Here is a 24225-nt window from a genome sequence, read left to right as displayed (position 1 = left end):
CCCGTGCGCGAGGGGCGGGGTGCCTGGCGACTACGCGACGCGCTCGAGCAGGCCCGTGTCGACGTCGTAGAGGAAGCCGCCGACGCGCACGTGCTCGGCGACGAGCGGGTGCGACGCGACCTTGTGGACGTCCTCCGCGAGGGTGCGGCGCTGGTCCGAGATCGCCTCGACGGCGAGCCAGTGGGCGTCCTGCCCCGCGGCCTCGCCCACGCGCGTCAGCAGCTGCTCCTCGCTGTTCGTCGCGACGGCGCAGCGCGTGTGCTGCACGAGCAGCACGCGGTCGACGCCCAGCAGCGTGCCGCCGAGCACGAGGCCGACGAGCACGCGCTCGGTGGCGCGGCCACCCGGATTGCGCAGGATCTTCGCGTCGCCGGGCTTGAGGCCGAGCATGCCGAGCGGATCGATGCGGGAGTCCATGCACGTCACGACGGCGACGCCCGCACGGGCGATGCCGTCGAACCCCTGCATGTCGAAGTCGTCCGCGTACGCGCGGTTGGCGGTGAGCAGGTCGTCGAAGGCATCGTCCACGACTCAGAATCTACGCGCAGGCGCACGCCGCGCACGCCCGTGCCGCGCATCCGTCCACCACGGCCCACGTGGGAGCGGGATGCGATGGTGGCGCCGAGCGACGGCACGGGCGATGCTGAGGGGATGGGCACACGGATGCCCGTGGAGGAGAGACCATGCGCATCCTGCTCATCGGCGCCGGTGGCGTCGGCGCCGCCTTCGCCCGCATCGCCGCACGTCGCTCCTTCTACGAGGCGATCGTCGTCGCCGACTACGCGCTCGAGCGGGCCCAGGCCGTCGTGGCCGCCGTCGGCGAGCGGCACGGCGACGAGGTCGGGGCCCGCTTCACGGCCGCGCGCATCGACGCATCCGATCCGGCCGCCGTCACGGCCCTCGCTCGCGAGCACGGCGCGACGCACGTCATGAATGCCGTCGAGCCCGGCTTCGTCGACGCCATCTTCGCCGGCGCGTTCGAGGCCGGATGCGACTACCTCGACATGGCGATGAGCCTGTCGTCGCGCCACCCCGAGCGGCCCTACGAGGAGGTCGGCGTCATGCTGGGCGACCGCCAGCTCGCGAAGGCGGACGAGTGGGAGGCCGCGGGCAGGCTCGCGCTCGTCGGCATGGGCGTCGAGCCGGGCCTGTCGGACGTGTTCGCCCGCTACGCCGCCGATCACCTCTTCTCCGAGATCGACGAGCTCGGCACGCGCGACGGCGCGAACCTCGTCGTGCGCGACGAGCACGGCGCCGAGGTCTTCGCGCCGTCGTTCTCGATCTGGACGACGATCGAGGAGTGCCTCAACCCGCCCGTCGTGTGGGAGCGGGGCCGCGGCTGGTTCACGACCGAGCCGTTCTCGGAGCCCGAGGTCTTCGACTTCCCCGAGGGCATCGGACCGGTGGAGTGCGTCAACGTCGAGCACGAGGAGGTGCTGCTCATGCCGCGCTGGATCGATGCGCGTCGCGTGACGTTCAAGTACGGCCTGGGCTCGGAGTTCATCGGCGTGCTGCGCACGCTCAACCTGCTGGGGCTCGACGCGACCGAGCCGCTCCGCGTGCGCTCGAAGGACGGCCCCGTCATGGTGTCGCCGCGCGACGTCGTCGCGGCGGCGCTGCCCGACCCGGCCACGATCGGGCCGCGCATGGAGGGCAAGACGTGCGCCGGCGTCTGGGTGACGGGCACGGGCGTCGACGGCGAGCCTCGCTCGACGTACCTGTACCACGTGGCCGACAACGCCTGGACGATGGCCGAGTACGACTCGCAGTGCGTCGTGTGGCAGACGGCGCTCAACCCCGTCATCGCGCTCGAGCTGCTCGCGACCGGCGCGTGGAGCGGCGCGGGCGTCCTCGGTCCCGAGGCGCTCGACGCGAAGCCGTTCCTCGACCTCATGGCGCTGCCGATCGACGAGGGCGGCTACGGCCAGGCGTGGGGCATGCGCGAGCAGCCGACTCCCAGCGCGATCGCAGCCGGAACGGCGACGATGGGCGACACGCCGGCGTGACCGTTCGCGGCTGCCGGACATGACGGAGCAGATCCCCTCGCCGTGAGGGGCGTCGAGACCCGAGGAGCCGCATCGTGCGCACCGTCCCCATCCTCGCCGGAGGCATCCTGCTCGCGCTGTCGCTCGGCACCGTGACCGCGGTGGCCGCGACCGCCGAGCCCACGACGACCACCGCCGTCGACCGGATCGTCGTCGAGCCTGCCGTCATGCCGCAGGCGACGTCGCCGCAGACGGCGCCCGTCGTCGTCGTCACGCCCGCCGAGACGTCCGCGCCGACGCTCGTGCGGCCGAGCCCGGCCGTGGCGTCGGCGTCGGAGCCGGCCCCGCAGCCCGAGCCGCAGCAGGTGCCGGTCGAGCCCGCCCCCGTCGCCGACGTCGGGGACACGGGGAGCGCCGGCCCGCACCAGGAGGACGGGGGCGTGTACGCGGGACACCCCGCGTACGTGGACGCGCGGTGCACCGACGTCGTGCCCCAGAGCGTGACCGACGCGATGTGGAATGATCGCGGCTTCACGCGCTACGGCATCCACTTCCCGGTCGACTGGTACTTCCCGTGGCAGGGCTACCCGGCCGACGAGCTGCAGACCATGGCGCAGCACTGGCTCGCGAACTGCACGTGGTCGGACACGGTCGGCGGCTCCGGCGCGACCCTGCACGTCGACTTCGGCGCAGGTCTCGACGCCGCGGACATCGCGCTCCTCGAGCAGCAGAGCGCGGCATGGGAGTCCGTCGCCCTCTCGACCGGCGACGTGCTCCGGATCGACGCGTCGCGCGCGGAGCAGCAGTTCCCGGCCGTGCGGGCGTACGTCCTCCAGGGCGACCGCTGGATGCGGATCTGGGCGGGCAACGGTGCCGATCCCGTCGAGCTCGCGGAGACGCTGCTCGCCTCGGGCCTCACCTGGTCGTGACGGCGGCGCGCGACGGCGGCCCACCCGGCCGCCGTCGGGCGCGTCGTCAGGTGCGCCGCCCATGATGGAGCGATGGAGCTCGGAGAGCTGGCCCGGCGCATCGACGCCATCAGCGCCAGGTACGCGCAGATCTACGGCTTCGAGCGCGACGGCGACTGGCTGCTGCTCAAGGTGCAGGAGGAGGTCGGCGAGCTCGCGCAGGCGTGGCTCGCGAAGACCGGCAGGCAGCGCGACAAGGGGCTGACCGCCACGGAGATCGACGAGCGGTTCGCCCTCGAGGTCGCCGACGCCATCGGCATGCTGCTCGCGTTCGCGCAGGTCACGGGCGTCGACGTCGAGCGTGCGATGGATGCGAAGTGGCTCGTGTGGGACCGGCGCACGAACCAGCGCGACGAGGATCTCGACGACGCCGAGCGCGCGCTCGAGGGTCACGCGCTGCGCGGCGAGGACGGGTCCGACGACGGCACGATCGCTCCTCGGCCCGAGGTCGGCTGATGGCCTCGAGCGTCGTGCTCGTCAACGGCCTGCCCGGCTCGGGGAAGTCGACGCTCGCACGAGCCCTCGCGGCCGAGCTCGACGTGCCGCTGCTGTCGAAGAGCCTCGTGAAGGCGGGCATCGTCGGCTCGACGCCCCACATGGGCCTGCCGGGCGCGATCTACGGCGCGCTCGCGATGGACGTCGTGTGGGCGCTCGTGGGTCGCAGCGACGAGCCGCCGATCGTCGACTCGCTGTGGCTGCGCTCGCGCGACCTCGGGTTCGTGCAGGAGGGGCTGCGGCGCGCGGGCTCGCCGCATGTCGTCGAGGTGTGGTGCGACGTCGACCCGGTCGTCGCGCACGAGCGGGCGCTCGCGAGCCGCGATCGTCTGCGGGCCCGTGAGCGCTTCGCGCGGGAGTGGGACGACCTGGTCGCGAACGTCGGGCCGCTCGGCATCGGCGACCTCGTGTCCGCCCCCTCCCTCGAGCCCGTCGACGCCGCCGAGGTCGCCGCACGCATCCGTCCGCTGCTGCGCTGAGGGCGGAGGCGGCGCGGGGTCTGCGCCGCGGCAGGGCGGCGGTGGACCAGCGCGTGGGGCGACGGCAGGATGTCGGCATGACGATCGGCGACGCTGCGGGCGGCCCGGCGCCGGCGGGCGGCGAGCGCAGGTGGCGGCCCGGGTCGCCCGGCGTCGTCGAGCTGCCGGACGGACGCCTCGTGCGCGGTCGCGGGCTGCGGCGCGTGCCGCTCGCATCCGGCGACGAGCCCGACCTCGGCGCCTACCTGCTGCGTCGACCGCCGACGATGCCGTGGGAGCACGAGTGGATCGCGTGGCCGGACCTCCGGCTGCCGCGCGACGTGCCGCTCGCGCTCCGCACGCTCGCGCGCATCCACGCTGCCGCGGCCACGCGTCGCGTCGAGGTCGCGTGCGACGGCGGCATCGGCCGCACGGGCACCGCGCTCGCGATCCTCGCCCGCATGGCTGGGGTGCCCGCATCCGATGCCGTCGCGTGGGTGCGGGAGCGCTACGACCCGCGCGCGCTCGAGACGCCCGCCCAGCGACGCCTCGCGCGCGAGGTCGACCTCACGGCGATCGGCGGCTGAGGCTCGGCGCCTCCCGGGTCTACGCCCCGCGGGACTCGGGTGCCAGCACGACGACGCAGCGCTCGACCTCGTGACGGCGCACCATGCCCGCCACGCGCTCCACGACGCCGACGAGGCGGTACTGCCAGCCGTACTTGCGCGCGAGCGCCCGCTCCACGCGTGCGACGGTCGCGGCATCCTCGTGCACGCTCGCGACGACGTCGACGGACTCCGTGCCCGGCGTGGGCCTGCCGCGCATGTCCGACGCCTGCACCGTCACGTGCGGGTCGCGCCGCATGCGCTTGACCTTCCACGACCCCGGCGCGGTGGTGACGCCCGCCGTGCCGTCGCCGAGGTCGACGATCCACACGGGCGTGCCCACGCCGCCTCCATCGCGCTTGAAGGAGGTGAGCAGCACGGTGCGTGCGTCGGGGATCGTCATGGCGCCATCGTCCCACCGCCGACCGCCGCGGCGGGCCGCACGCGGGCCCCTGTCGCCCCCGAGACGGCGACGCTAGCCTCATGGCATGCGTGAGGCCATCGTCGTCGGAGCAGGGATCGGCGGCCTCGCCGCCGCCAAGGGGCTCGTGGATGCGGGGTGGCGCGTCACGGTGCTCGAGGAGGACGCGGCGCTGCGCGAGGTCGGGTCGGGCATCGTCCTGACCGCCAACGGCCTCGTGGCGCTCGACGCCCTCGGGCTCGGCGACGCCGTGCGCGCCGTCGGCGTCGAGGCGCTGCCGCTCGGCATGCGCACGGCGCAGGGCACCCGCCTGCAGCGCGGGGCGGAGTTCGCCTCGAGCGCCATGACCGGCATCCATCGCACGACGCTGCACAGGATCCTCGCCGAGGGCGTCTCGGGCGTCGAGATCGTGACGGGCGCGCACGTGCTCGCCGTGCACCCCGGAGCCCGCCCCCGCGTGCGCGTCATGGAGGGCGGCGAGGAGCGCGAGCGCGTCGCCGACCTCGTCGTCGGCGCCGACGGCATCGACTCGCTCGTGCGGCCCGTCATCCGCGCCGACCTGCCCACCGACTACGCCGGCTCGACGTGCTGGCGCGGCGTCGTCGCCCGCCGCCTGCACTCGCCCACCGGGTCGCTGCAGTGGTTCGGGCAGGGCTCCGAGGCGGGGATCGTGCCGATCGATGGCAACCGGCTGTACTGGTTCGTCGCCGCGCGCGCCCGCATGGGTCGCACGGCCCGCGACGAGCACGCCGCGGCGCGCGACGCCGTGCAGGGCTACGAGGCCATCGTGCGCGAGCACGTCGGGGCCGATCCCGAGTCGCCGGTGCTGCGCCACGACCTGCGCTACCTGCCGACGGGGCTGCGCACGTTCGTCGCCCCGGGCGTCGCGCTGCTGGGCGACGCGGCGCACGCGATGCTCCCGACGCTCGGCCAGGGCGCCGCGTCGGCGCTCGAGGACGCCGCGACGCTCGGCGTGCTGGCCGCTCGATCCGACGTCGACGACATGCTCGCCGCCTACGACCGGCTGCGCCGCCCGCGCACGCAGCAGCTGCAGCGGCTCGCGCATCGGCTGTACCGCTCGGGGCTCGACGTGCGGAACCCCGTGCTCGCCGCCGCGCGCAACGGCGTCTTCCACCTCGCGCCGACGCTCCTCGCGGAGATCGCGGCCGACTGGATGCTGCGCTGGTCGCCGCCGAGGCGCTGACGCCCACCCACCACGTCCCGAGGTGCGCCTGCTGCGCCGGGGTGCGGTCGCAGGCGCACCCCGCAGCAGCATCCGCACCTCGCGGCGGAGACCTCGCCCGGCGGCAGCGCCCGCGCCTCGCGGGCGGTCAGGCGTCGCGCTCGGCGAGCAGCAGGGGGAAGACGTGCACCCGGTTGAGGGGCGCCTCGAGCGGGTCGTCGATGCCGGAGGCCGGATCGACCCAGCGCGCGTCCTCGAGCTCGGCCTGCACGACCGGATCGATCGGGCCGTCGTGCGCGAAGACCGTCGCGCGCACGACGAATCCGGCCTCGTTCGCGGCCGCGGCGTCGAACGCGCCGACGAGGCGCAGGGCGGCCGGATCGACGACGACGCCGAGCTCCTCGTGCACCTCGCGGGCCGCGCATGCCGCCGCCGACTCGTCGCCCTCGGGCTTGCCGCCGGGCAGCATGAACATCGACGTGCCGCGCTTGCGCACCGTCAGCACCCTGCCGTCGCGCGAGAAGCACACCGCCGAGACCGTGATGATGCCCACCCGACGAGGCTAGCCACCCGCGGGGCGTCGTCGTGCACCCGCACGCGGCCCCGCGTCACTCCGCGCGGCGGTACGCCCGACCCTCGGCGTCGCGCGTCAGGAAGCCGGCGTCGACGAGGTCGCGCCGCAGCGTCGCGGGATCGCGCCACACGGCCGCGAGCCTGGCCGTCACGGTCGGCTCGTCGACCTCCTCGCCGGCCGCGACCGCACGCTCGGCCGCCCAGCCCATGAGCGCCATCCGGTCGGCGGGGCGGCGCGGCCAGTCGCGGATGCGGCCGTCGTGCACGAAGCGCTCGATGCCCTCGCGGCTCGGCGCCCGATCGAGCGTCGCCGTGAACGGGTCCCTCGCCCACACGAGCCCATCGACGACCTCCACGAGCCCCACGCGCTCGAGCGCGTCGATCCGACGGCGGTCGACGGCCGGCAGGCGCTCGACGTCGAGCGGCGCGAGCCGCGAGGCGGCGACGGTCGCCTCCGCGAAGAGCAGCCGTCGGGCGTCGTCGGCGAGCACGGCGAGCAGCGGACGCGGATCGGCGGGCATCCCAGCAGGCTAGTGCGGCACCGTATGCGCCACGCCCTGGATCGCGACGTTCGTGGCCGACGCTCAGCCGGCGACGCGGGTGACGAGCTTCGACAGCACGATCGCCGAGCGCGTGTGGTCGACCGATGCCGCCGCCCGCACCTTCTCGAGGGCCTCCTCGAGGGCGATGACGTCGCGGGCGCGCATGATGACGATGGCGTCGGCCTCGCCCGTGACCGTGCCGGCCTCGACGATCTCGGGGACGCCCGAGAGGATGCGCTTGAGGTCCGTGGGCGAGACGGTGCCGCGGCAGAAGAGCTCGACGTACGCCTCGGTCGCGAGCCCCTCGACCTTCGGATCGATCTGCACGGTGAAGCCCCGGATGATGCCGTCGGCGACGAGGCGGTCGACGCGGCGCTTCACGGCCGAGGCCGACAGCCCCACGACCTGCCCGATGTCGCCGTAGCCCGCGCGGGCATTCGTGCGCAGCTGGTCGATGATGCCCTGATCGATGCGGTCCATGCGCAAGATTCTACGACCAAAGCATGAGATTTGCATGCATCCTGCGTCAGAACCGCCTGTGGCGCGTGAGATCGCTGCAACCATGGAAGGCATGCAGCCCGATCTCGCGACCATCCCGACCTCCGAGCGGCAGGCCGACCGCACCGCCGTCCACAAGACCGTGCTCATGTGCCGCCCCGACTACTTCACGGTGAGCTACCGGATCAATCCGTGGATGCACCCCGAGCATCCCACGAGCACGCCCACCGCCGTCGCGCAGTGGCAGACGCTGCACGACGCGTACACGCGCCTGGGCTACGACGTGCACCTCATCGACCCGATCGACGGCCTCAACGACATGGTGTACTCCGCCAACGGCGGCTTCACGCTCGACGGCAAGGCGTACGGCGCCCTGTTCACGTACGAGCAGCGCGCCGCCGAGGGCCCCGCCTACATGGCGTGGCTCGAGGAGGCAGGGTTCGACGTGCACGTGCCCGAGCACGTCAACGAGGGCGAGGGCGACTTCCTCGTCTCGGGCGACGCGATCCTCGCCGGCCACGGCTTCCGCACGACGCTCGAGTCGCACGACGAGCTGCGCAGCATCTTCGGCCGCGAGGTCGTGAGCCTGCGCCTCGTCGACCCGGCGTTCTACCACCTCGACACCGCCATCGCGATCCTCGACGACGAGAACGTCGCCTACCTGCCGAAGGCGTTCGACGACGCGAGCCGTGCCGAGCTCGAGCGCCGATACCCGGATGCGGTGCTCGTGGGCGAGGAGGACGCGGCCGTGCTCGGCCTCAACTCCTTCGGCGACGGCCGCTCGATGGTCATCGCCGCCCGCGCGAAGGGCTTCGAGCGCGACCTGCAGGCCCGCGGCTACGAGACGATCGGCCTCGACCTGTCCGAGCTGTTGCTCGGCGGTGGCGGCGTGAAGTGCTGCACGCTGGAGCTGCGTCGATGACCGCCGCATCCGTGGCGGCGACCGACACCCGCACGGCCGCCGCGATCGCGCAGGTCGAGGAGCACGCGGCGCACAACTACCACCCGCTGCCCGTCGTCGTGGAGTCGGCGTCGGGGGCGTGGGTGACCGACGTCGACGGCCGCCGCTTCCTCGACTGCCTCGCCGCCTACTCCGCCGTGAACTTCGGCCACGGCAACCCACGCCTCGTCGAGGCCGCCAAGGCGCAGCTCGACCGCGTCACCCTCACGAGCCGCGCCTTCCACTCCGCCGCGCTCGGACCGTTCGTCACCGAGCTCGCAGCCCTCGCGGGCAAGGAGATGGTGCTGCCCATGAACACGGGCGCCGAGGCCGTCGAGTCGGGCATCAAGATCGCCCGCCGCTGGGCGTACGAGGTGAAGGGCGTGCCCGACGGGCAGGCCGAGATCATCGTCGCCTCCGGCAACTTCCACGGCCGCACGACGACGATCGTGTCGTTCTCCGACGACCCCGAGGCGCGGCAGGGCTTCGGCCCGTTCACGCCCGGGTTCGTCACCGTGCCCTACGGGGATGCGGACGCGCTCGCCGCGGCGATCACGCCGCGCACGGCCGCCGTGCTCATCGAGCCCATCCAGGGCGAGGCGGGCGTCGGCATCCCGCCGGCCGACTACCTCCCGCGCGTGCGGGAGATCACGCAGCGCGAGCGCGTGCTGCTCATCGCCGACGAGATCCAGTCCGGCCTCGGCCGCACCGGCGCCACCTTCCGCTGCGAGCAGCTGGACGTCGTGCCCGACCTCTACCTGCTCGGCAAGGCGCTCGGCGGCGGCATCGTGCCCGTGTCGGCCGTCGTCGGCGACGCCGACGTGCTCGGCGTCCTCACGCCCGGCAGCCACGGCTCGACGTTCGGCGGCAACCCGCTCGCGGCGGCCGTCGGCCTCGAGGTCGTGCGGATGCTCGCCGAGGGCGACATGCAGCGACGCGCGCTCGCGATCGGCGCCCGCCTCGAGGAGGGTCTGCGCGCCCTCGTCGGCCACGGCGTCACCGAGGTGCGCTGCGCGGGCCTGTGGGCGGGCATCGACATCGACCCGGAGGTCGCCACGGCCCGCGAGGTCTGCCTGCGGCTCATGGATCGCGGCATCCTCGCGAAGGACACGCACGGTCAGACGGTGCGCCTCGCGCCGCCCATCGTCATCGAGGAGTCGGAGATCGACATGCTCCTCGAGGCGTTCGGGGCGTCGCTGCGCGCCTGACGCTCGATCGCCGGAGCACGGTCGGCCCGCACGGACGGGGTCGGCCGTGCTCGGCTGCGTGATCGGCGTGCGCCGTCGAGCGGCGAGCGGCTAGCGGCAGACGTCGGCCAGCACGTCGTCGATCGCGCCATCCGCCTCGGACAGCGCGTAGTCGACGGCGGTGATGGTCGCCGACACGGCGAAGTCCAGGTCGCCCGCGGCCTCGCGCAGCTCCTGGATGCGGTCCGCGATCCGGTCGAGCGAGGCGACGAGCCCATCGTCCGTCGCGTCGTCGCGTGCCGCGTCGATCGCCTCCTCCACGAGGTAGGTCTGCTCGATGAGCGCGCCGGCGTACGTCCCCTCCTGCTGGCGGGGGAGCGCCTCGTCGAGCGTCTCGTACGCCTCGTCGATCGCCGTCACGTCGGCGCACGCCTCGTCGTCGGGCTGCCCGGCGCAGCCACCGACGCCGAGCGCGACGACGACCGCGAGCGCGAGCGGGAGTGATCGCAGTCGCATGCCGCCGACCCTAGGCATCGATGCTGCGAGTCCGCGGTGCGCGCCCTCATGCCCTGCTGCGCGCCAGCGCGGTTCGCGACCTCGACGACGGCCCTGGTCGAGGCATCTCGACAGGCGCTCGCCGGTCCGCCGACCTGGACGGATCGCGGTCAGCCCACGACGGGATCGACGGTGATCCAGTCGACGTCGCCCGCGCATGCGGTGAGGCCGTCGACCTGGACGAAGGCGGCGTCGGTCGCCTCCGGCGGGTAGACGCGCCAGCCGTCGGCCGGCTCGGCCTCGCACGACTCGCCGAGCGGTCCGCCGCCGCCCGCGACGTTCACCATCCGCATCGACGCCGTGGCCGAGGCGCCCGGCTGCAGCTCGACGGCGTCGAACGCCGCGTCCGAGCGGGTCGCGGGCTGGCCGATCTGCTCGCCGTCGCCACCGCCCACGGCGGAGACGCCCGGGAAGCCGGCGAGCGTGCACGCCTCGGCGCTGACGTTCTCGAACGTGAAGGTCACGGTGACCGATCCAGCCCCCGCGTCGCCCGTCTGCTGGGAGATCGCGAGCCCTGCCGCCGTGCACGACCCCTCGGGCGCAGCCGATGCGGACTGGCTCGGCGAGACGGCGGGCGGCGACGCGCTGGGCTCGGCGCTCTGCGTCTGCGACGGCGTCGGCGCCGGAGCGGCGCTCGGCTGGGGGTCGCCACCGCAGCCGGCGAGGACGGTGACCGCCAGCGCGGCGGCTGCGAGGGCGACGGGGGTGACGATGCGCATGCCGTCACTCTGCTCCCCGATCATGGCGGCGGGCGGACGGCTTGCGATCCGCCGCGGATCGGGCCACCATGCGCCTTCGGTTGCATGCCGCATGCGGCATGCAGCCGCGCAGGCGCGAGAGGATGGACGCATGCCAGCCGATCTCCGCTTCCGGACCGTGTGGCAGGTCGATGCCGAGCCCGAGGTCGTGCGAGCGGCGCTCGTCGACGTCGGCGCGTACCCATCGTGGTGGTCGAGCGTGCTCGAGGTCGAGGGCGACGAGGGTGCCGACCGCACCGTCGCGCTCCGTGGGCCGCTGCCGGCGCCGCTGCGCATCCGCGTGTCCGGCCTCGACGCCTCCGACGGCGTCGTGGCCGCCCGACTGCACGGCGACGTGCTGGGCTGGTGCTCCTGGCACCTGTCGACTGCACCCGCAGGCGGCACGCGCGCCGTCATGCAGCAGCACGTCATGCTGCAGCGTCGCTCGCTGCGCGCGCTCGTGCGCGTCGCGCCGAGGCGCCTGCGGTCGAGCCACGCGGCGCTCATGCGCGCGGGCGAGGCGGGCCTCCGCTCGCTGCTCGCCGGCTGAGGCTCGTGACCTCGGCCGACGGGTCGAACGCGCTCCGGCGTCGCGCGACGGGCTAAGGATCCCGCGCCTGACGAAGGCTCATGTCTCGGGCTCGCACCGCTAGCATCGGGGCCATCGGCAGGGTCTCCGCATCCGTCCGAGATGACACGACGCGATGGAGTCACCATGCCCGAGGCCACGACCCGCCGCGCACCGCGACGGCCGCGTCCCATGCGCGCCGGTTCGCGCGTGGCGCTGCTCATCGCGGCGGCGACGGCGCTCATGCTCGGATGGTCGACCATCTCGCCGGTGGCGACCGCGCACGCCGCTCCCGTGACCGTGTCGGGCATCGTCACGGACGCCGCGGGCGCGCCGCTCTCGGACATCCTCGTGGAGCTCGCGGGTCAGGTCCCCTATCGGCCGGCGGTCTCGTACCGGACCGGTGCGGACGGCCGCTACACGCTGTCGGACGTCGCACCCGGGACGTTCCACCTGTCCCTCGACGACCGGGGGTCGCGCGGCGATGCCCTGAACTTCGCGTCCGCATGGCGGACCGTGGTCGTCCAGGACGGCATCCCGCGCACGATCGACGTGACGCTGCAGCGCAACGGGCTCGTCGTCGGCTCCGTGGTGGAGGCCACCTCCGGCGAGCCGGTCGTCCACACGTCCCTCGCCGCGACGACGGGATCCGGCATGGAGCTCGCCTGGACCACGACCGACGCCGTCGCACGCTACGCGGTCCAGGTGCCGCCGGGCCCGGTGCGCATCCGCCCGGGCGGCTCGTCGCCGTACATCGCGGCGGGCGATCGCACCGGGGTGCTCGTCGAGGCGCGCTCGGGCGAGGAGGTCGAGGCGCCGCTGCTGTCGCTCCTGCGTGGTGCCGTCGTGACCGGGCGAGTGGTCGACGCCGACACCGGAGCGCCGCTGCCGGGCGTGACGGTCGCCGCCGGCTGGGGCGTGGGCACCGTCCCGGTGGGCCCCTTCGGCACCGTGCAGACCGACGCGGACGGCCGGTACGAGATGGGCCTCCGAGGCGAGGAGGATGCCATCCTCACCGTGACCGGCCCCTGGTACACGGCCTCGCAGGACTACGCCGAGCCCCGAGGCGTCCCGCTCACGACCGCGTGGGAGGGCGCGTACGAGATAGACTTCGCACTGCACGTCGATGGCGACGGCGATGGCGTCTCCGACGACGACGAGGCTCGGCTCTCCTCCGACCCGTCCGTGCCGGAGGCGTTCCCGATGACGCGGCGGTTCGGCGGTGCCGACCGGTTCGAGGTTGCGGTCTCGATCTCGGAGCTCATGACGGAGCCGGGCTCCCCGCTGTTCCTGGTCAGCGGACGCACGTTCCCGGATGCCCTCGCAGCGGGTCCGGCTGCGGCCTCCGTCGGCGGCGGGGTGCTGCTCGTGCAGCCCGACGCGCTGCCGGACGCCGTCGTCGAGGAGATCCGACGCGTGCGGCCATCGGAGATCGTCGTGATCGGCGGACCGAGGTCGGTCTCGGACGCCGTCCTGGCACAGGCGGGGGCGCTCGCCGGCGTCGCACCGACGCGCATCGGAGGCGCCGACCGCTTCGCCGTGGCGGTGAACGTCGCGGATGCGTTCTTCCCCGGTCATCAGGACACCGTGCTGCTCGCGAACGGGCAGAGCTTCCCCGATGCGCTCGGCCTCGCGTCGGCCGGCTCGATGCCGGGTGCCGAGGCGCCCGTGCTGCTGACGACGCCGGCCTCGCTCCCCGCGGGAGTGCAGGCAGCCCTCCAGCGCATGGATCCGAACGAGGTCGTCGTCGCAGGCGGCGTCCGCTCGGTCGAGGAGCCGCAGATGGCGAGCATCCGCGCGGCCGCCGGCGTCGCGCCGCAGCGCATCGACGGGGCCGATCGCTACGCGGTCTCCGCAGGCATCGCGGCCTACTTCGCGCCGGAGGTCGTGACGGTGCCGGCGGTGTTCGCATCCGGCTCCACCTTCCCGGACGCGCTCGCGGGCTCGATGATCACCGCTCGCACGGGAGCGCCCCTGCTGCTGACGACGCCGCAGTGCCTGTACACGTTCGGCATCGATCCGAGGATCGGTGCGACGTACCGCTACGTCGCCGGCGGTCCGGCGTCCGTCGCGGAGGGTGCGATCGACCGGTACTGCTGACGCGCGGCATCCCTCGCGCGACGGGGTAGATGCCCGGCGACCGCAGGCGTACCGTGACGGCCATGTGCCGCAACATCACCACGCTGCGCGGGCTCGAGCCGGCAGCGAACGACGACGAGGTCGAGGCCGCCGCACGGCAGTACGTGCGCAAGGTCTCGGGCATCACGCATCCCACCGAACGCACGCGCGAGGCCTTCGAGCAGGCGGTCGCCGAGATCGCCCACATCACCCGCCACCTGCTCGAGGATCTGCCCGATCGCAGGCAGCCTCCCAAGACGGTGCCGCCCCTGCGCCGCCCCGAGGTGCGGGCGCGCATCGCCGCGCGGGAGGCTGCCGCGAGCTGAGCCACGGTCGTGTGGTGAGCCAATCCTCTTCGATGCACCGGGGCCCACGTAGCCCGCGGTGGACGACTGGCAGGGAGAGGGTCAATCCGGCGTCTCGCGTCGCATAGACATGAGCGCATGACAGGGACGATCCGTGTTCGGACTGTGCTCTCGACGGGCGCCGTGATCGCGCTTTCGAGCTTGGGTGTCGGATTGCCTGCGTCCGATGCAGATGGAGGCAGCGAGCTTGCCGAGACGCCAGTCGGGGCCGTGGTCGTCGCCGTTGCCCCGGAGGTCTTCGAGGACGTGGCCACCGATGTCTCCGTGTCGGAGAGCGAGGCTCGCGTCGAGGCCGTCGCCGTGGATCCGATGACGCAGCAGGAATTCGCCGAAGGATCAGCGACCTTGCACGCAGAGGAGGTTGCCATCGAGCTCACAGGACTCGTGGGCGACACGTTCACGGCCGAGATCCTCACGGTGGCTGACGATCCCGCCATCATCACCGATGACGGCGCTCTCGTCGTCGAAGCGTCTCCCGGTATCGAAGTGCTGGTGATCGTGAAGGAGGATGCATCGGTGCAGATCGTGGCTTCGATCGAGTCTTCTGACGCATCGGAGCGGATTCCGCTCGATCTCGGTGACGGAGAAGCGGTCGACATCGTGGTGGACGTCGACGGCCTGGCGACCGTCCGCGACCCTCAGGGAGCATTCCTCGGATTCGTGGCTCCGCCATGGGCCCTCGACGCCGAAGGCCGCTCCGTACCCACTCACTTCGAAGTCGACGGCACCATGCTCGTACAAGTCGTGAACCATGCCGCTGGCGACTTCACGTATCCGATCGTCGCGGACCCATACCTCGGCAAGAACCTGTTCCAGGGCTTCACCTACAGCGTCACGCTGAGGAAGCACTCGTTCTCGAAGTCCGTCTTCGGCCAAAGCATCCATCGTCCGACGAACTACGGCATCTTCTTGAACCAAGGGTGGGCGGAGTTCCAGGCTCGCAACCTCGGACAGAGCCGGGTCAACGTCTCGGTGCGTCAGCAGTACGACTGCCATGCGGCTGGCGGCTACTTCGACCTCGCGGGTGTCACCTGGGACCTCGAGTACGACCGCCCCGCCCGTACCCTCGGCAATTGGTTCTTCGGCTCAGCGATCCACCGTTGCAACTGGAACACTGCCAACCGATACTGAGGTGAGGAGCTCATGCAGCAACGCGCCCTGGCAGTCGCCATCGCGGCGATCGCCGTGATCCTCAGCGGCTGTGCGCCCAGCCAGACCGTCGATCTCGCGACCGTCTTCGACACAGAGGCGAACGACGTGCTGACCAGCCAGCGCGATGCCACCGACGAGCTCTGCGACGGGTCCTCGAATCCCTGCATTCAGGCTCTGACATCCGATCAGGCGTCGATCTTCTCGTATGCCTCGACTGAGGACGCTCTGCACCACGCTGAACGTGACGACTCCGTGATCGCGGACGTGTTCCTCGTGCGCTGGCAGGACGATGCGCCGGCAGCAGGCCGGGTGTACGTCGAGTCCCTCCTCGGCGACGCCCACTCCTCCGACTAGGCCGCCGCGAACAGCTCCAGCGCGATGTCGTCGGGGTCGCGGAACTCGAGGATGCTGCCGCCGCCGATCTCCTTGACGCCCTCGTGCGCGACGCCGAGCTCGTCGAGGGTCGAGACGGCGTCGTCCAGCACGTCGCGGGATGCGACCGCGAAGCTCACGTGGTCGAGGCCGACGCGGTCCTCGTCGTAGCGGTCCTCCGAGGAGGCGACGGGGCGCAGGCCGAGCAGGCCGCCGGGGAAGGCGTAGATGACGCCGCCGAACAGGAACGCGAGCTGCTCCTTCGTCGCCTCGTCGGCGTCCTCCGGCGGCGCCTCGAACGCGACGTCGAAGCCGAAGACGGCCTCGTAGAAGGCGCGGGAGCGCGCGATGTCGGTGACGGTGAGGCGCATGTGCGCGTAGTCGGTGACGGTGATGGGCATGGCTGCTCCAGACGATGGTGGAGCCCTGACGCTAGGTGCCGCGGCCACCTGCCCGCACGGCCTTGACGGCCGCGCATCCGGGCCTCAGTCGCGCGCCGTGACCTGCCGCAGCGTGTCCTCGAGCGCGACCCACGGGAGCATGGCGCACTTCACGCGCATGGGGAACTTCGCGACGCCCTCGAACGCCGAGGCGTCGCCGAGCAGCTCGAGGTCGGCCTCGTCGTGCTCGCCGCGCGTGCGCAGCATGCGGCGCATCGCGTCGACGCGGTCCTGCGCCGCCGCGCGCGTGAGGCCGGGCACGTCCTGCCCGAGGATCGACGCGGAGGCCTGCGAGATCGAGCAGCCCTGCCCCTCCCAGCCGACGCGATCGACGTCCGCGCCGTCGATCGTGATGCGCAGCCGCACCTCGTCGCCGCACGTCGGGTTGCGCTCGAAGCGCTCCGCGTGCGCCGACTCCGCGTCGAGCGCACCCTCGCCGTGCCTGGCCTTCGCGTGGTCGAGGATGATCTGCTGGTACAGGTCGTCGAGGCCGCTCATCGTCCGACCCCGAAGTAGGCGCGGACGCCGCTGACGGCGTCGAGGAAGCGGTCGACCTCCGCCTCCGTCGTGTAGAGGTACGTGCTCGCACGCGTCGTCGCGGCGACCCCGAGCCGGCGGTGCAGCGGCTGCGCGCAGTGGTGGCCGACGCGCGCGGCGATGCCCTGCGCGTCGAGCACCTGGCCGACGTCGTGCGCGTGCACGCCGTCGACGACGATGCTCGCGAGGCCGACGCGGTCGCGCCCGGCGGCGGGGCCGATGAGGCGGATGCCGTCGATCGTCGCGAGGCCCTCGGCGAGTCGGGCGCCGAGCGCCACCTCGTGCGCGGCGATGGCCTCGAGGCCGACGGCGTCGAGGTAGTCGACGGCGGCCGCGAGCCCCACGACCTGGGTCACGGCCTGCGTGCCCGCCTCGAAGCGCTGCGGGGGCGGCATCCACTCGGCACCCTCGAGCGTCACGGTCGTGATCATCGATCCGCCGGTGCGTGCCGGCGGCAGGGCGAGGCCGAGCTCGCGGCGCAGGTACAGCACGCCGACGCCGCCGGGCCCGAGCATCTTGTGCGACGAGAACGCCGCGGCGTCGACGCCGAGCATGTGGAGGTCGAGCGGCATGTGCGGCGCCGACTGGCACGCGTCGAGCACCGTGAGGGCGCCGACGGCGCGGGCCGCCTCGACGATCTCGGCGACGGGCGCGACGAGGCCCGTGACGTTGCCGACGTGCGCGAAGGCGACGACGCGCGTGCGCTCGTCGATGACGGCACGGGCGTCGTCGGCCGTCCACACGCCGTCGTCGTCGACCGGGATGACCCGCAGCGTGGCCCCCGTCGCGGCGGCGAGATCCTGCCACGGCAGCAGGTTCGCGTGGTGCTCGGCCTCGGTCGTGACGATGACGTCGCCCGGGCCGAGGTCGACGAGCGACTCGTGCGGCGACCGCTGCGCGCGAGCGAGGGAGAGCGACACCATGTTGAGGGCGTCGGTCGCGTTCTGCGTCCAGCTCACCTCGTCGGCGTCGGCGCCGACGAACGCCGCGATGCGCTCGCGAGCGTCCTCGTACGCGACGGTCGCGAGCGCCGCGAGCGTGTGCGCGCCGCGGTGCACGGCGGCGGTGCGCGTCTCGCCGAACGAGCGCTCGACGTCGAGCACGGGCGTGGGGCGCAGCGCCGTCGCGCCGGTGTCGAGGTAGGCGAGGGGATGCCCCTGCACCTCCTCGGCCAGCTCGGGGAAGTCGCCGCGGATGCGGTCGAGGGCCTCGGGTGCGATCGTCTGGTGCTGCATGCGTCCTCCGTGCCGGGCGGGCCGACGTCCCATCCTCTCGCGTCGGCGTCGGCGGGGTCGACCCGCGGCGTCATGCCATCGGCGAACGCCTGGCCCGCCCTGCCCATCGAGGCGGAGATCGCGCCGGGGCCGCGCCGTTCAGCCCCGCGTCAGCGCGCAGCGGCCAGGATCGGGGCATGCGGGTGCTGCTGGTCGACGACGAGGTGCGGCTCGCCGACGGCGTGCGCCGCGGCCTCGAGGCCGAGGGGATGACGGTCGACGTCGCCCACGACGGCGTCGACGGGCTGTGGCGAGCGCGGGAGTTCGCCTACGACGTCGTGCTGCTCGACGTCATGATGCCCGGCATGTCCGGCTACCGCGTGTGCCAGACGATGCGCACCGAGGGCATCTGGACGCCCGTGCTCTTCCTCACCGCGAAGGACGGCGAGTGGGACGAGGTCGAGGGCCTCGACACCGGCGGCGACGACTGGCTCACGAAGCCGTTCTCGTTCCCCGTGCTCGTCGCGCGCATCCGCGCCCTCGTGCGCCGCGGGGGCCGCGAGCGTCCCGTCGTGCTCGAGGCCGGCGACCTGCGGCTCGACCCTGCGGCGCGCACGGTGCACCGCGGCGAGACGGAGGTCGAGCTCACGGCGCGCGAGCTCGCGGTGCTCGAGCTGCTCCTGCGCCGCAAGGGCGAGGCCGTCACGAAGACGCAGGTGCTCGACGACGTGTGGAGCGAGGACTTCGACGGCGACCCGAACATCGTCGAGGTGTACGTCGGGCGCATCCGGCGCAAGGTCGACCGCCCCTTCGGGCGCGACGCGATCCAGACCGTGCGCGGCTCGGGGTACCGGCTGGCGGCCGACGGTGGCTGAGGCGGCGGAGGCGGCGGAGGCGAGGGCGGAGGTCGCGGAGGCGTCACCGCGCGGACGGCGGCGCGCGTCGATCCGCGTGCGCATCACGGCCGCGGCGCTCGCGGTCGTCACGATCGCGTTCGGCGTCGGCGCCGTCGCGATGGTGTGGACGCTCGAGCGCACGCTGCAGGCGTCGGTCGCCGAGCAGCTCTCCGACGAGCTCGCCGCGCTCGCCGAGGGCGTCGACGCCGGCACGATCCAGACGGCGGCGCTCGTCGATCGCGACGACGACGTGCTGGTCGCGCTGCGATCGTCGCGCGGCATCGTCGTCAACGCGCCGGACGCGGCGCTGCTGCCCGTGCCCACGGGTGCCGACGCGATCGAGGCGGTGGTCGCAGGCGAGCACTACGTCGTCGTGGCGGCCGACGTCGCGGACGGCGCGATCGTCGTCGGCAGGTCGGTGCGCGAGATCGACGACGCCGTGTGGACGGCGACGTGGCTGCTCGCGGTCGCGGTGCCGCTCGCCGTCGTCCTCATCGGCACCGTCGTGTGGATCGTCGTGGGGCGCGCGCTCGCGCCCGTCGACCGTATCCGCGCGCAGGTCGATCGGCTCGACGTCACGGCGCTCGACCGCCGCGTGCCGACGACGGGCTCGGGCGACGAGGTCGACCGGCTCGCCGGGACGATGAACCGCATGCTCGCGCGCGTCGACGACGGCGTGCGCGCGCGGCAGCGCTTCGTGTCGGATGCGTCGCACGAGCTGCGCTCGCCGCTCGCGACCATGCGCCAGTTCGCGGAGCTCTCGCGCGCGCATCCCGAGACGACGACGCCGGGCGAGCTCGCCGACGTCGTGCTGGGCGAGGGCGAGCGGATGCACGGCATCGTCGAGGGGCTGCTGCTGCTCGCGCGGCTCGACGAGCACGGCACGCAGGCGCGCAGGACCGTCGACCTCGACGACCTCGCGCACGCCGAGGCGTCGCGCGTGCGCTCGCTGGGCGGCATCGTCGACGGCACGGCGATCCGCGTCGCGCCGGTGGCGGGCGACGGGCGGCTGCTCGGGCGGGCGCTGCGCAACCTCGTCGACAACGCCATGCGGCACGCCGCGACGCGCATCGCCATCGGATCGGTCGTGCGCGACGGGCGCGCGATGGCGTGGGTGGACGACGACGGCGCGGGCGTCGCCGAGGGCGAGCGCGAGCGCGTCTTCGAGCGATTCGTGCGCCTCGACGAGGCGCGGGCGCGCGACGACGGCGGATCGGGCCTCGGGCTCGCGATCGTGCGCGAGGTCGCGCGCGCGCACGGCGGCGACGCGTGGGTCGCGACGTCGCCGCTCGGCGGTGCGCGCTTCGTGCTCGAGCTGCCGGCGGCACCGACCGACTGACGGTGCGAGACGCGCCCCTGGGGCGTCAGTCCTGCAGGGCGATCGCCCGCAGGTGGCCTGCGAAGCCGCTCGGCGCGCGGCCGTCGCGGCGGCCGGAGGTGAGGACGGATGCGCGCGTCGTCGGCACGACGCGTCGGCCGGCGGCGCGCAGCGCCGTGACGAGCGAGACGTCCTCGTGCGCGGCGAGCGGCGGGAAGCCGCCGACGGCGCGGTAGGCGTCGAGCCGCACGCCGAGGTTCGCGCCGTGCACGCGCTCGCCGAGCCCGGCCTTCGCGTGCCAGCGGGCGAGCACGGCGGCGCTCGCATCGTCGGGCCGCAGGTGCACGAGCCCGAGCACGGCGTCCGCGCCCGCGTCGGCGAGCGCGAGGTGCACGGCGAGCCAGTCGGGCGGCACGACGCTGTCGGCGTCGGTCGACGCCGTCCACACCGTCGCGGGGTCGGCGCCGTGCCCGTCGTCGGCGAATGCCCCGACGCCCCGGTGCCGTGCGACGCCCACGCGGGCGGCGGCGATCGACACGACCTCGACGCCGTCGTGCGCCGCGGCCACGGCGGCGGTCGCGTCGCGGCACGCGTCGGCCACCACCACGACGCGCACGACGACGCCCCGTGCCTCCACGACCGCGCGTGCGGCGGCGATGCCGTCGAGGCAGCGGTCGATGCGGTCCTGCTCGTCGCGGGCCGGGACGACGACGCGCACCTCGCGGATGCGCCTCATCGGCCCGCAGGCGGCATCGAGGCGGGCACCGCTCGCAGCTCCATCCGCACGTCGGCGTCGACGTACGCGGCGGCGCGCGGCGGCAGGCGATCGTCGTCGAACGCCGCGTGCACGGCGTCGGCGTCGAGCGGCCAGCCGCGCACGGGATGCCGCCAGTGGCACAGCACGACGGCGCCGTCGGGGCGCAGGCTCGACGCGACGCGGTCGACGAGCCCGGCGAGGGCGGCAGGCGACAGGAAGTAGCCGACCTCGGAGACGACGACGAGGTCGAACGCGCCCTCCGGCCACGTCGCCGGCACCGCACCGCGCAGGAGCGTCACGGGCAGCTCCCGTGAGCGCTCGGCGGCGCGAGCGAGGGCCGCGGGCGACGAGTCGATCGCGACGACGGCATCCGCCCGCCGCGCGAGCGCCGCCGTCGTCACGCCCGTCGAGCAGCCCACCTCGAGCACGCGGCCGAGCCGCTCGGCAGGCAGCATCGCGAGCAGCAGCGCGCGCTTGCGCAGCTCGTACCACCGCTCGTCGGCGCCCCACGGCTCGTCCTCCGCGGCGTGCAGTCGGTCGAGGCGATCGTCGTCGACGGCGGCGTCTGCGACGACGAAGCGCTCGACGTCGGTGCGGAAGTGGGCGAGCACGTGCTCGCCGAGCAGCACCTCGTCGCCCTCCGCGGCCGACAGCGGCCGCACCTGGCTCTCGTGGGCGGCGATCGCGACGTCCTTCGACGTCCGCTCGTCGGCGTCGAGGGCGAGGTGGCTCAGCGCGAGGCCGTCGAGCGCGTCGGCGCTGCCGGCATGCAGCAGCCAGATCGGGTACTCGAGCAGCCGCGCGTCGGTGCGTGCGGCGGCGACGGCGGCCGCACGGCCCGCCGCCTCGTGGTCGGGATGGCCGTCGAGCCTGCACGGCGCGACGAGGAGCGCGTCGCGACCGTCGCCGACGACGCCGACGATCGCGGCCACGACCTCGTCCTGCGCGTCGGCGACCGCCCCGTCGGCGATGCCGAGATGGTGCAGGCGATCCGCGTCGACGCCCAGCGCCGCAGCAGCGGCGACCGACTCGACCCTGCGGCGCGCGCCGAGCGCGGCGCTGCCGAGCGTGGGGGAGCGGGGATGCGAGGCCTCGCCGTCGGTGAGCAGCACGACGTCGACCGCGATGCCCAGCCGCGCGCAGCGCAGCATGAGGCCGCCCGCGCCGAGCGACTCGTCGTCGGGATGCGCCGCGACGACCACGACGCGCGCCACGCCCGCGAGGTCGAGGGGATCGCCGATCATGCCGGCCCACGCGTCGACGGGGATGCCGGCGTCGTCGTGCCGGAAGGTCACCAGCGCGCCCCCGTCGCCACGAGGGCACGGCCGAGGGCGACGTCGTCGCGGTCGGCGTGGTGCTGCCGGGCGTAGATGTGCAGGTCGGCCACGCGGCGGGCGTGCTGCGCGTCGAGCGCGAGGGGCGCGGGGCCCAGCGCGCGATCGGCGCATCCCAGCACCTCGTCGACCGTCGCGGCGGCCACGCCGCGAGCGCGCAGGGCGAGGACCGCGGCGTCGTCGACGGCACCCGCGTCGATCGCGGAGGCCGCCCCCGCCAGCAGGGCGCCGCTCGCGGCGAGCGCGCGGTCGACGCGGCCGAGCAGCATGAGCGCGACGTCGTCGGGCTCGCGGCGATCGGCGGCCGCCCGCATCGTGCGCGCGACGCCGACGGCGCCGCCGTGCCAGATCGCCGCCACCCCGATGCCGCCCCACGCGAACCCCGGGCGCTCGAGGTACCAGCCCGGCTCGCCCACGGGCTGCGCGCGCACGTCGTCGAGGCGGATGGGCACGCTCGGCACGTCGGCGAGCCCGTGCGACGCCCAGGCGGCGGCGTCGTCGACGGTGACGCCCGCATCCGCGAGGTCGACGGCGAACAGGCCGCGGCGGTCGTCGACGACGGCGGTGACGAGCGCGCGGTCGAGCCGGCTCGCGAGCGAGCACCACGGCTTCGAGCCCGTCAGCCGCCAGTCGTCGCCATCCTGCTCGGCGACGAGCCGGTGCCCGGCTCCCTCTGCCGCGAAGACGCCCCACGTCGCAGCGTCGTCCTGCGCGGGGCTCGCGCCGGCCTCCGCGAGGATCGCGAGCGCGTCGAGGTGCGGCTCGAGCGTGCGCGCGACGCCGAGGTCGATCGCAGCGACGCTCGCGAGCGCCGACCAGAGCGTCGCCGTCGCGCCCGCGCCCGGCAGCGGGAGCGCGGCGGCGACGGCGCCCGCGACGTCGAGCGCGGCGCCCACGCGATCCTCCGCCGCGGCGGCGGAGGCCGCGAGGGTCGCGATGGCCGCCACGGTCGATGGATGCGCATCCGTGCCCAGCAGCACGATCGGCGGTGCGGCGGTGCTCACGAGTCGCGGTCCATGCTGCGACGCTATCCAGCCCGATGCGCGCATCGGGCCCCTTGCGCGAGGCGCCGACGGATGCGACGCCTCGCCTGACAGCGCGTTCAGGATCGTTCAGACGCGCGTCAGCGCCCGCTCGGCAGGGTGGTGCACATGAACGACCAGACGCCCCGCGATCCGCAGCAGCCGATCGACGCGAACGACCCGACGCCCCAGCACCCCGTGGCACAGCCGGGTGCGCAGCAGGCGCCCGCCGACACGTCGGCGCACACCCTCCAGCAGCCCACCGTCGAGCACCCGGCCGCCGGCGCCGACGCGCCGAGGCGTGGCCGCGGCATCCTCAAGCCCGTGCTCATCGGCGCCGGCGCAGCCGCCGTCGTGCTCGCCGTCGCCGGCATCGGCATCGGCGTCGCCGACGCTCTCGACGACGACGGCGACGACCAGGTGCGCACGCAGCCCGGCGTCACCGCGCCCATGACCTCCGGCGGCCCGCAGGCGCCGAGCCCCACGAACGACGACCAGGGCCAGGGCGGATCCGACGACGGCCAGGCGGGACCGTCGCCCGCGGGCCCCGGGGTCGACGCCTCGGCGAGCGAGCCTGCCGCCCTCGTCGACGCGATCGACGCTGCCGTCGCGGCCGCCGACGGCGAGGGCGCGACGTCCGTCGAGCTCGAGCGCGACGGCTGGAAGGTCGACGTGCTGCTCGCGGACGGCACCGAGGTCGACGTGCGCGTCTACGCCGACGGCCGCGAGGCGCTCGTGCAGCAGGACGACGACGACTCGACGGGCGACCCGCTGCTCGACACCGGTCGCATCGCCGACATCGTCGACGCGGCGATCGCGGCCGCCGGCGGTGGCACGGTCGACTCGATCGAGAGCGAGGGCGACGACAGCCACGCCTTCTCGGTGCAGGTCGACCTCGGCGGCGATCGGGACGTCGACGTCGACCTCGCCGAGGACCTCGCGGTCGTGTCGGTCGACGACTGATCCACCAGCCACCCGCACGCAC

The 24225-nt window shown here is 74.1% G+C and carries 29 protein-coding genes; 16 read left to right on the top strand and 13 right to left on the bottom strand.

Annotated elements, in window-relative coordinates; genetic code table 11:
• Positions 1-30: 30 nt before the first annotated feature.
• Positions 31-528, bottom strand: coding sequence for a beta-class carbonic anhydrase (locus tag ABD249_RS13895; protein ID WP_344344570.1), 498 nt, complete (start codon positions 526-528; stop codon positions 31-33).
• 155 nt (positions 529-683) lie between these two features.
• Here ABD249_RS13895 and ABD249_RS13890 point away from each other — a divergent pair, with 155 nt between their 5' ends.
• The 5 genes from ABD249_RS13890 to ABD249_RS13870 all read left to right on the top strand — a co-directional run bounded on the left by ABD249_RS13890 (position 684) and on the right by ABD249_RS13870 (position 4493).
• Complete coding sequence (locus ABD249_RS13890; RefSeq protein ID WP_344344568.1) at positions 684-2006, top strand: saccharopine dehydrogenase family protein; 1323 nt, start codon at positions 684-686, stop codon at positions 2004-2006.
• Between the two features lie 74 nt (positions 2007-2080).
• Positions 2081-2914, top strand: a complete 834-nt coding sequence (locus tag ABD249_RS13885) for a hypothetical protein (RefSeq protein ID WP_344344566.1) — start codon at positions 2081-2083, stop codon at positions 2912-2914.
• A 72-nt stretch (positions 2915-2986) separates the two neighbouring features.
• Positions 2987-3409, top strand: coding sequence for a nucleoside triphosphate pyrophosphohydrolase family protein (locus ABD249_RS13880; protein WP_344344564.1), 423 nt, complete (start codon positions 2987-2989; stop codon positions 3407-3409).
• Entirely contained in the window at positions 3409-3927 is a 519-nt protein-coding gene (locus ABD249_RS13875) for a P-loop nucleotide/nucleoside kinase family protein (RefSeq protein ID WP_344344562.1), read from the top strand. The genes ABD249_RS13880 and ABD249_RS13875 overlap by 1 nt, the downstream gene beginning before the upstream one ends.
• Before the next feature lie 77 nt (positions 3928-4004).
• The gene (locus ABD249_RS13870; RefSeq protein ID WP_344344560.1) at positions 4005-4493 is read left to right on the top strand and encodes a protein-tyrosine phosphatase family protein; all 489 of its coding nucleotides are present in this window, start codon (positions 4005-4007) and stop codon (positions 4491-4493) included.
• A gap of 19 nt (positions 4494-4512) precedes the next feature.
• Here ABD249_RS13870 and ABD249_RS13865 read toward each other — a convergent pair whose 3' ends face one another.
• Positions 4513-4914, bottom strand: coding sequence for a PPOX class F420-dependent oxidoreductase (locus tag ABD249_RS13865; RefSeq protein WP_344344558.1), 402 nt, complete (start codon positions 4912-4914; stop codon positions 4513-4515).
• Positions 4915-4999: 85 nt separating this feature from the next.
• Between ABD249_RS13865 and ABD249_RS13860 the strand changes: the two genes are divergently transcribed.
• The gene (locus ABD249_RS13860) at positions 5000-6136 is read left to right on the top strand and encodes an FAD-dependent monooxygenase (RefSeq protein WP_344344556.1); all 1137 of its coding nucleotides are present in this window, start codon (positions 5000-5002) and stop codon (positions 6134-6136) included.
• Between the two features lie 127 nt (positions 6137-6263).
• Here ABD249_RS13860 and ABD249_RS13855 read toward each other — a convergent pair whose 3' ends face one another.
• The 3 genes from ABD249_RS13855 to ABD249_RS13845 all read right to left on the bottom strand — a co-directional run bounded on the left by ABD249_RS13855 (position 6264) and on the right by ABD249_RS13845 (position 7710).
• Positions 6264-6668 carry an NUDIX hydrolase gene (locus tag ABD249_RS13855; RefSeq protein ID WP_344344554.1) on the bottom strand — a complete coding sequence of 135 codons (405 nt, stop codon included), beginning with the start codon at positions 6666-6668 and terminating at the stop codon, positions 6264-6266.
• Positions 6669-6723: 55 nt separating this feature from the next.
• Complete coding sequence (locus ABD249_RS13850; protein ID WP_344344552.1) at positions 6724-7209, bottom strand: DUF2087 domain-containing protein; 486 nt, start codon at positions 7207-7209, stop codon at positions 6724-6726.
• Positions 7210-7272: 63 nt separating this feature from the next.
• On the bottom strand, positions 7273-7710 hold the full coding sequence (locus ABD249_RS13845) for an Lrp/AsnC family transcriptional regulator (protein ID WP_344344550.1): 438 nt from the start codon (positions 7708-7710) through the stop codon (positions 7273-7275).
• Between the two features lie 91 nt (positions 7711-7801).
• Here ABD249_RS13845 and ddaH point away from each other — a divergent pair, with 91 nt between their 5' ends.
• Both ddaH and rocD read left to right on the top strand, forming a co-directional pair.
• Complete coding sequence (ddaH, locus tag ABD249_RS13840) at positions 7802-8650, top strand: dimethylargininase (protein WP_344344547.1); 849 nt, start codon at positions 7802-7804, stop codon at positions 8648-8650.
• Positions 8647-9876 (top strand): ornithine--oxo-acid transaminase, encoded by a 1230-nt coding sequence (gene rocD / locus ABD249_RS13835; RefSeq protein ID WP_344344545.1) that lies wholly within the window; start codon positions 8647-8649, stop codon positions 9874-9876. The genes ddaH and rocD overlap by 4 nt, the downstream gene beginning before the upstream one ends.
• 90 nt (positions 9877-9966) lie before the next feature.
• On the opposite strand, the gene ABD249_RS13830 is transcribed toward rocD, so the two are convergent.
• A complete protein-coding gene (locus ABD249_RS13830) occupies positions 9967-10371 on the bottom strand; it encodes a hypothetical protein (protein ID WP_344344543.1) in 405 nt (134 codons plus the stop codon).
• A gap of 149 nt (positions 10372-10520) precedes the next feature.
• Complete coding sequence (locus tag ABD249_RS13825) at positions 10521-11129, bottom strand: DUF4232 domain-containing protein (protein ID WP_344344541.1); 609 nt, start codon at positions 11127-11129, stop codon at positions 10521-10523.
• A gap of 130 nt (positions 11130-11259) precedes the next feature.
• Between ABD249_RS13825 and ABD249_RS13820 the strand changes: the two genes are divergently transcribed.
• From ABD249_RS13820 to ABD249_RS13800, 5 genes are all read left to right on the top strand, one after another.
• Positions 11260-11697 (top strand): SRPBCC family protein, encoded by a 438-nt coding sequence (locus ABD249_RS13820; RefSeq protein ID WP_344344539.1) that lies wholly within the window; start codon positions 11260-11262, stop codon positions 11695-11697.
• A gap of 228 nt (positions 11698-11925) precedes the next feature.
• Positions 11926-13815 carry a cell wall-binding repeat-containing protein gene (locus ABD249_RS13815; RefSeq protein WP_344344537.1) on the top strand — a complete coding sequence of 630 codons (1890 nt, stop codon included), beginning with the start codon at positions 11926-11928 and terminating at the stop codon, positions 13813-13815.
• Positions 13816-13877: 62 nt separating this feature from the next.
• On the top strand, positions 13878-14159 hold the full coding sequence (locus ABD249_RS13810; protein WP_344344535.1) for a DUF2277 domain-containing protein: 282 nt from the start codon (positions 13878-13880) through the stop codon (positions 14157-14159).
• A 117-nt stretch (positions 14160-14276) separates the two neighbouring features.
• Positions 14277-15329 (top strand): hypothetical protein, encoded by a 1053-nt coding sequence (locus tag ABD249_RS13805; protein WP_344344533.1) that lies wholly within the window; start codon positions 14277-14279, stop codon positions 15327-15329.
• A gap of 12 nt (positions 15330-15341) precedes the next feature.
• Positions 15342-15704, top strand: a complete 363-nt coding sequence (locus tag ABD249_RS13800) for a hypothetical protein (RefSeq protein WP_344344531.1) — start codon at positions 15342-15344, stop codon at positions 15702-15704.
• Here ABD249_RS13800 and ABD249_RS13795 read toward each other — a convergent pair.
• The 3 genes from ABD249_RS13795 to ABD249_RS13785 all read right to left on the bottom strand — a co-directional run bounded on the left by ABD249_RS13795 (position 15701) and on the right by ABD249_RS13785 (position 17934).
• Positions 15701-16123 (bottom strand): VOC family protein, encoded by a 423-nt coding sequence (locus ABD249_RS13795; RefSeq protein ID WP_344344529.1) that lies wholly within the window; start codon positions 16121-16123, stop codon positions 15701-15703. The two genes, ABD249_RS13800 and ABD249_RS13795, sit on opposite strands and share 4 nt — an antisense overlap.
• A gap of 84 nt (positions 16124-16207) precedes the next feature.
• A complete protein-coding gene (sufU, locus tag ABD249_RS13790) occupies positions 16208-16660 on the bottom strand; it encodes a Fe-S cluster assembly sulfur transfer protein SufU (RefSeq protein WP_344344527.1) in 453 nt (150 codons plus the stop codon).
• Positions 16657-17934 (bottom strand): aminotransferase class V-fold PLP-dependent enzyme, encoded by a 1278-nt coding sequence (locus ABD249_RS13785; protein ID WP_344344525.1) that lies wholly within the window; start codon positions 17932-17934, stop codon positions 16657-16659. The genes sufU and ABD249_RS13785 overlap by 4 nt, the downstream gene beginning before the upstream one ends.
• A gap of 176 nt (positions 17935-18110) precedes the next feature.
• On the opposite strand from ABD249_RS13785, the gene ABD249_RS13780 reads away from it, so the two are divergent.
• Both ABD249_RS13780 and ABD249_RS13775 read left to right on the top strand, forming a co-directional pair.
• Positions 18111-18788 (top strand): response regulator transcription factor, encoded by a 678-nt coding sequence (locus tag ABD249_RS13780; RefSeq protein WP_344344523.1) that lies wholly within the window; start codon positions 18111-18113, stop codon positions 18786-18788.
• A 76-nt stretch (positions 18789-18864) separates the two neighbouring features.
• Complete coding sequence (locus ABD249_RS13775; RefSeq protein ID WP_344344521.1) at positions 18865-20148, top strand: sensor histidine kinase; 1284 nt, start codon at positions 18865-18867, stop codon at positions 20146-20148.
• A gap of 25 nt (positions 20149-20173) precedes the next feature.
• Here the strand turns inward: ABD249_RS13775 and ABD249_RS13770 are convergent, their stop codons facing one another.
• From ABD249_RS13770 to ABD249_RS13760, 3 genes are read right to left on the bottom strand one after another with little or no spacing between them, the layout of a single operon-like run.
• Positions 20174-20863: a glycosyltransferase family 2 protein gene (locus ABD249_RS13770; protein WP_344344519.1), complete on the bottom strand. Its 690-nt coding sequence runs from the start codon at positions 20861-20863 to the stop codon at positions 20174-20176.
• The gene (locus ABD249_RS13765; RefSeq protein WP_344344517.1) at positions 20860-22179 is read right to left on the bottom strand and encodes a PIG-L family deacetylase; all 1320 of its coding nucleotides are present in this window, start codon (positions 22177-22179) and stop codon (positions 20860-20862) included. Before ABD249_RS13765 ends, ABD249_RS13770 begins: the two co-directional genes overlap by 4 nt.
• Positions 22176-23222, bottom strand: coding sequence for an acyl-CoA dehydrogenase (locus ABD249_RS13760; protein ID WP_344344515.1), 1047 nt, complete (start codon positions 23220-23222; stop codon positions 22176-22178). The genes ABD249_RS13765 and ABD249_RS13760 overlap by 4 nt, the downstream gene beginning before the upstream one ends.
• Positions 23223-23369: 147 nt before the next feature.
• Between ABD249_RS13760 and ABD249_RS13755 the strand changes: the two genes are divergently transcribed.
• Positions 23370-24203, top strand: coding sequence for a hypothetical protein (locus ABD249_RS13755; protein ID WP_344344513.1), 834 nt, complete (start codon positions 23370-23372; stop codon positions 24201-24203).
• Positions 24204-24225: the final 22 nt, after the last annotated feature.

The sequence above is a fragment of the Agrococcus versicolor genome (assembly GCF_039531815.1).
GTDB classification, from domain to species: domain Bacteria; phylum Actinomycetota; class Actinomycetes; order Actinomycetales; family Microbacteriaceae; genus Agrococcus; species Agrococcus versicolor.
This window is presented reverse-complemented; position numbering and strand designations above follow the sequence as displayed.

Excerpts from the sequence above, each read along its gene's own strand:
- ABD249_RS13770 (WP_344344519.1), bottom strand. The coding sequence starts at position 20,863 with ATGAGGCGCATCCGCGAGGTGCGCGTCGTCGTCCCGGCCCGCGACGAG.
- ABD249_RS13805 (WP_344344533.1), top strand. The coding sequence starts at position 14,277 with ATGACAGGGACGATCCGTGTTCGGACTGTGCTCTCGACGGGCGCCGTG.
- ABD249_RS13825 (WP_344344541.1), bottom strand. The coding sequence starts at position 11,129 with ATGCGCATCGTCACCCCCGTCGCCCTCGCAGCCGCCGCGCTGGCGGTC.
- ABD249_RS13810 (WP_344344535.1), top strand. The coding sequence starts at position 13,878 with ATGTGCCGCAACATCACCACGCTGCGCGGGCTCGAGCCGGCAGCGAAC.
- ABD249_RS13880 (WP_344344564.1), top strand. The coding sequence starts at position 2,987 with ATGGAGCTCGGAGAGCTGGCCCGGCGCATCGACGCCATCAGCGCCAGG.
- ABD249_RS13780 (WP_344344523.1), top strand. The coding sequence starts at position 18,111 with ATGCGGGTGCTGCTGGTCGACGACGAGGTGCGGCTCGCCGACGGCGTG.
- ddaH (WP_344344547.1), top strand. The coding sequence starts at position 7,802 with ATGCAGCCCGATCTCGCGACCATCCCGACCTCCGAGCGGCAGGCCGAC.
- rocD (WP_344344545.1), top strand. The coding sequence starts at position 8,647 with ATGACCGCCGCATCCGTGGCGGCGACCGACACCCGCACGGCCGCCGCG.
- ABD249_RS13890 (WP_344344568.1), top strand. The coding sequence starts at position 684 with ATGCGCATCCTGCTCATCGGCGCCGGTGGCGTCGGCGCCGCCTTCGCC.
- ABD249_RS13820 (WP_344344539.1), top strand. The coding sequence starts at position 11,260 with ATGCCAGCCGATCTCCGCTTCCGGACCGTGTGGCAGGTCGATGCCGAG.
- ABD249_RS13755 (WP_344344513.1), top strand. The coding sequence starts at position 23,370 with ATGAACGACCAGACGCCCCGCGATCCGCAGCAGCCGATCGACGCGAAC.
- ABD249_RS13875 (WP_344344562.1), top strand. The coding sequence starts at position 3,409 with ATGGCCTCGAGCGTCGTGCTCGTCAACGGCCTGCCCGGCTCGGGGAAG.
- ABD249_RS13845 (WP_344344550.1), bottom strand. The coding sequence starts at position 7,710 with ATGGACCGCATCGATCAGGGCATCATCGACCAGCTGCGCACGAATGCC.
- ABD249_RS13800 (WP_344344531.1), top strand. The coding sequence starts at position 15,342 with ATGCAGCAACGCGCCCTGGCAGTCGCCATCGCGGCGATCGCCGTGATC.
- ABD249_RS13785 (WP_344344525.1), bottom strand. The coding sequence starts at position 17,934 with ATGCAGCACCAGACGATCGCACCCGAGGCCCTCGACCGCATCCGCGGC.
- ABD249_RS13795 (WP_344344529.1), bottom strand. The coding sequence starts at position 16,123 with ATGCCCATCACCGTCACCGACTACGCGCACATGCGCCTCACCGTCACC.
- ABD249_RS13860 (WP_344344556.1), top strand. The coding sequence starts at position 5,000 with ATGCGTGAGGCCATCGTCGTCGGAGCAGGGATCGGCGGCCTCGCCGCC.
- ABD249_RS13865 (WP_344344558.1), bottom strand. The coding sequence starts at position 4,914 with ATGACGATCCCCGACGCACGCACCGTGCTGCTCACCTCCTTCAAGCGC.
- sufU (WP_344344527.1), bottom strand. The coding sequence starts at position 16,660 with ATGAGCGGCCTCGACGACCTGTACCAGCAGATCATCCTCGACCACGCG.
- ABD249_RS13830 (WP_344344543.1), bottom strand. The coding sequence starts at position 10,371 with ATGCGACTGCGATCACTCCCGCTCGCGCTCGCGGTCGTCGTCGCGCTC.
- ABD249_RS13870 (WP_344344560.1), top strand. The coding sequence starts at position 4,005 with ATGACGATCGGCGACGCTGCGGGCGGCCCGGCGCCGGCGGGCGGCGAG.
- ABD249_RS13850 (WP_344344552.1), bottom strand. The coding sequence starts at position 7,209 with ATGCCCGCCGATCCGCGTCCGCTGCTCGCCGTGCTCGCCGACGACGCC.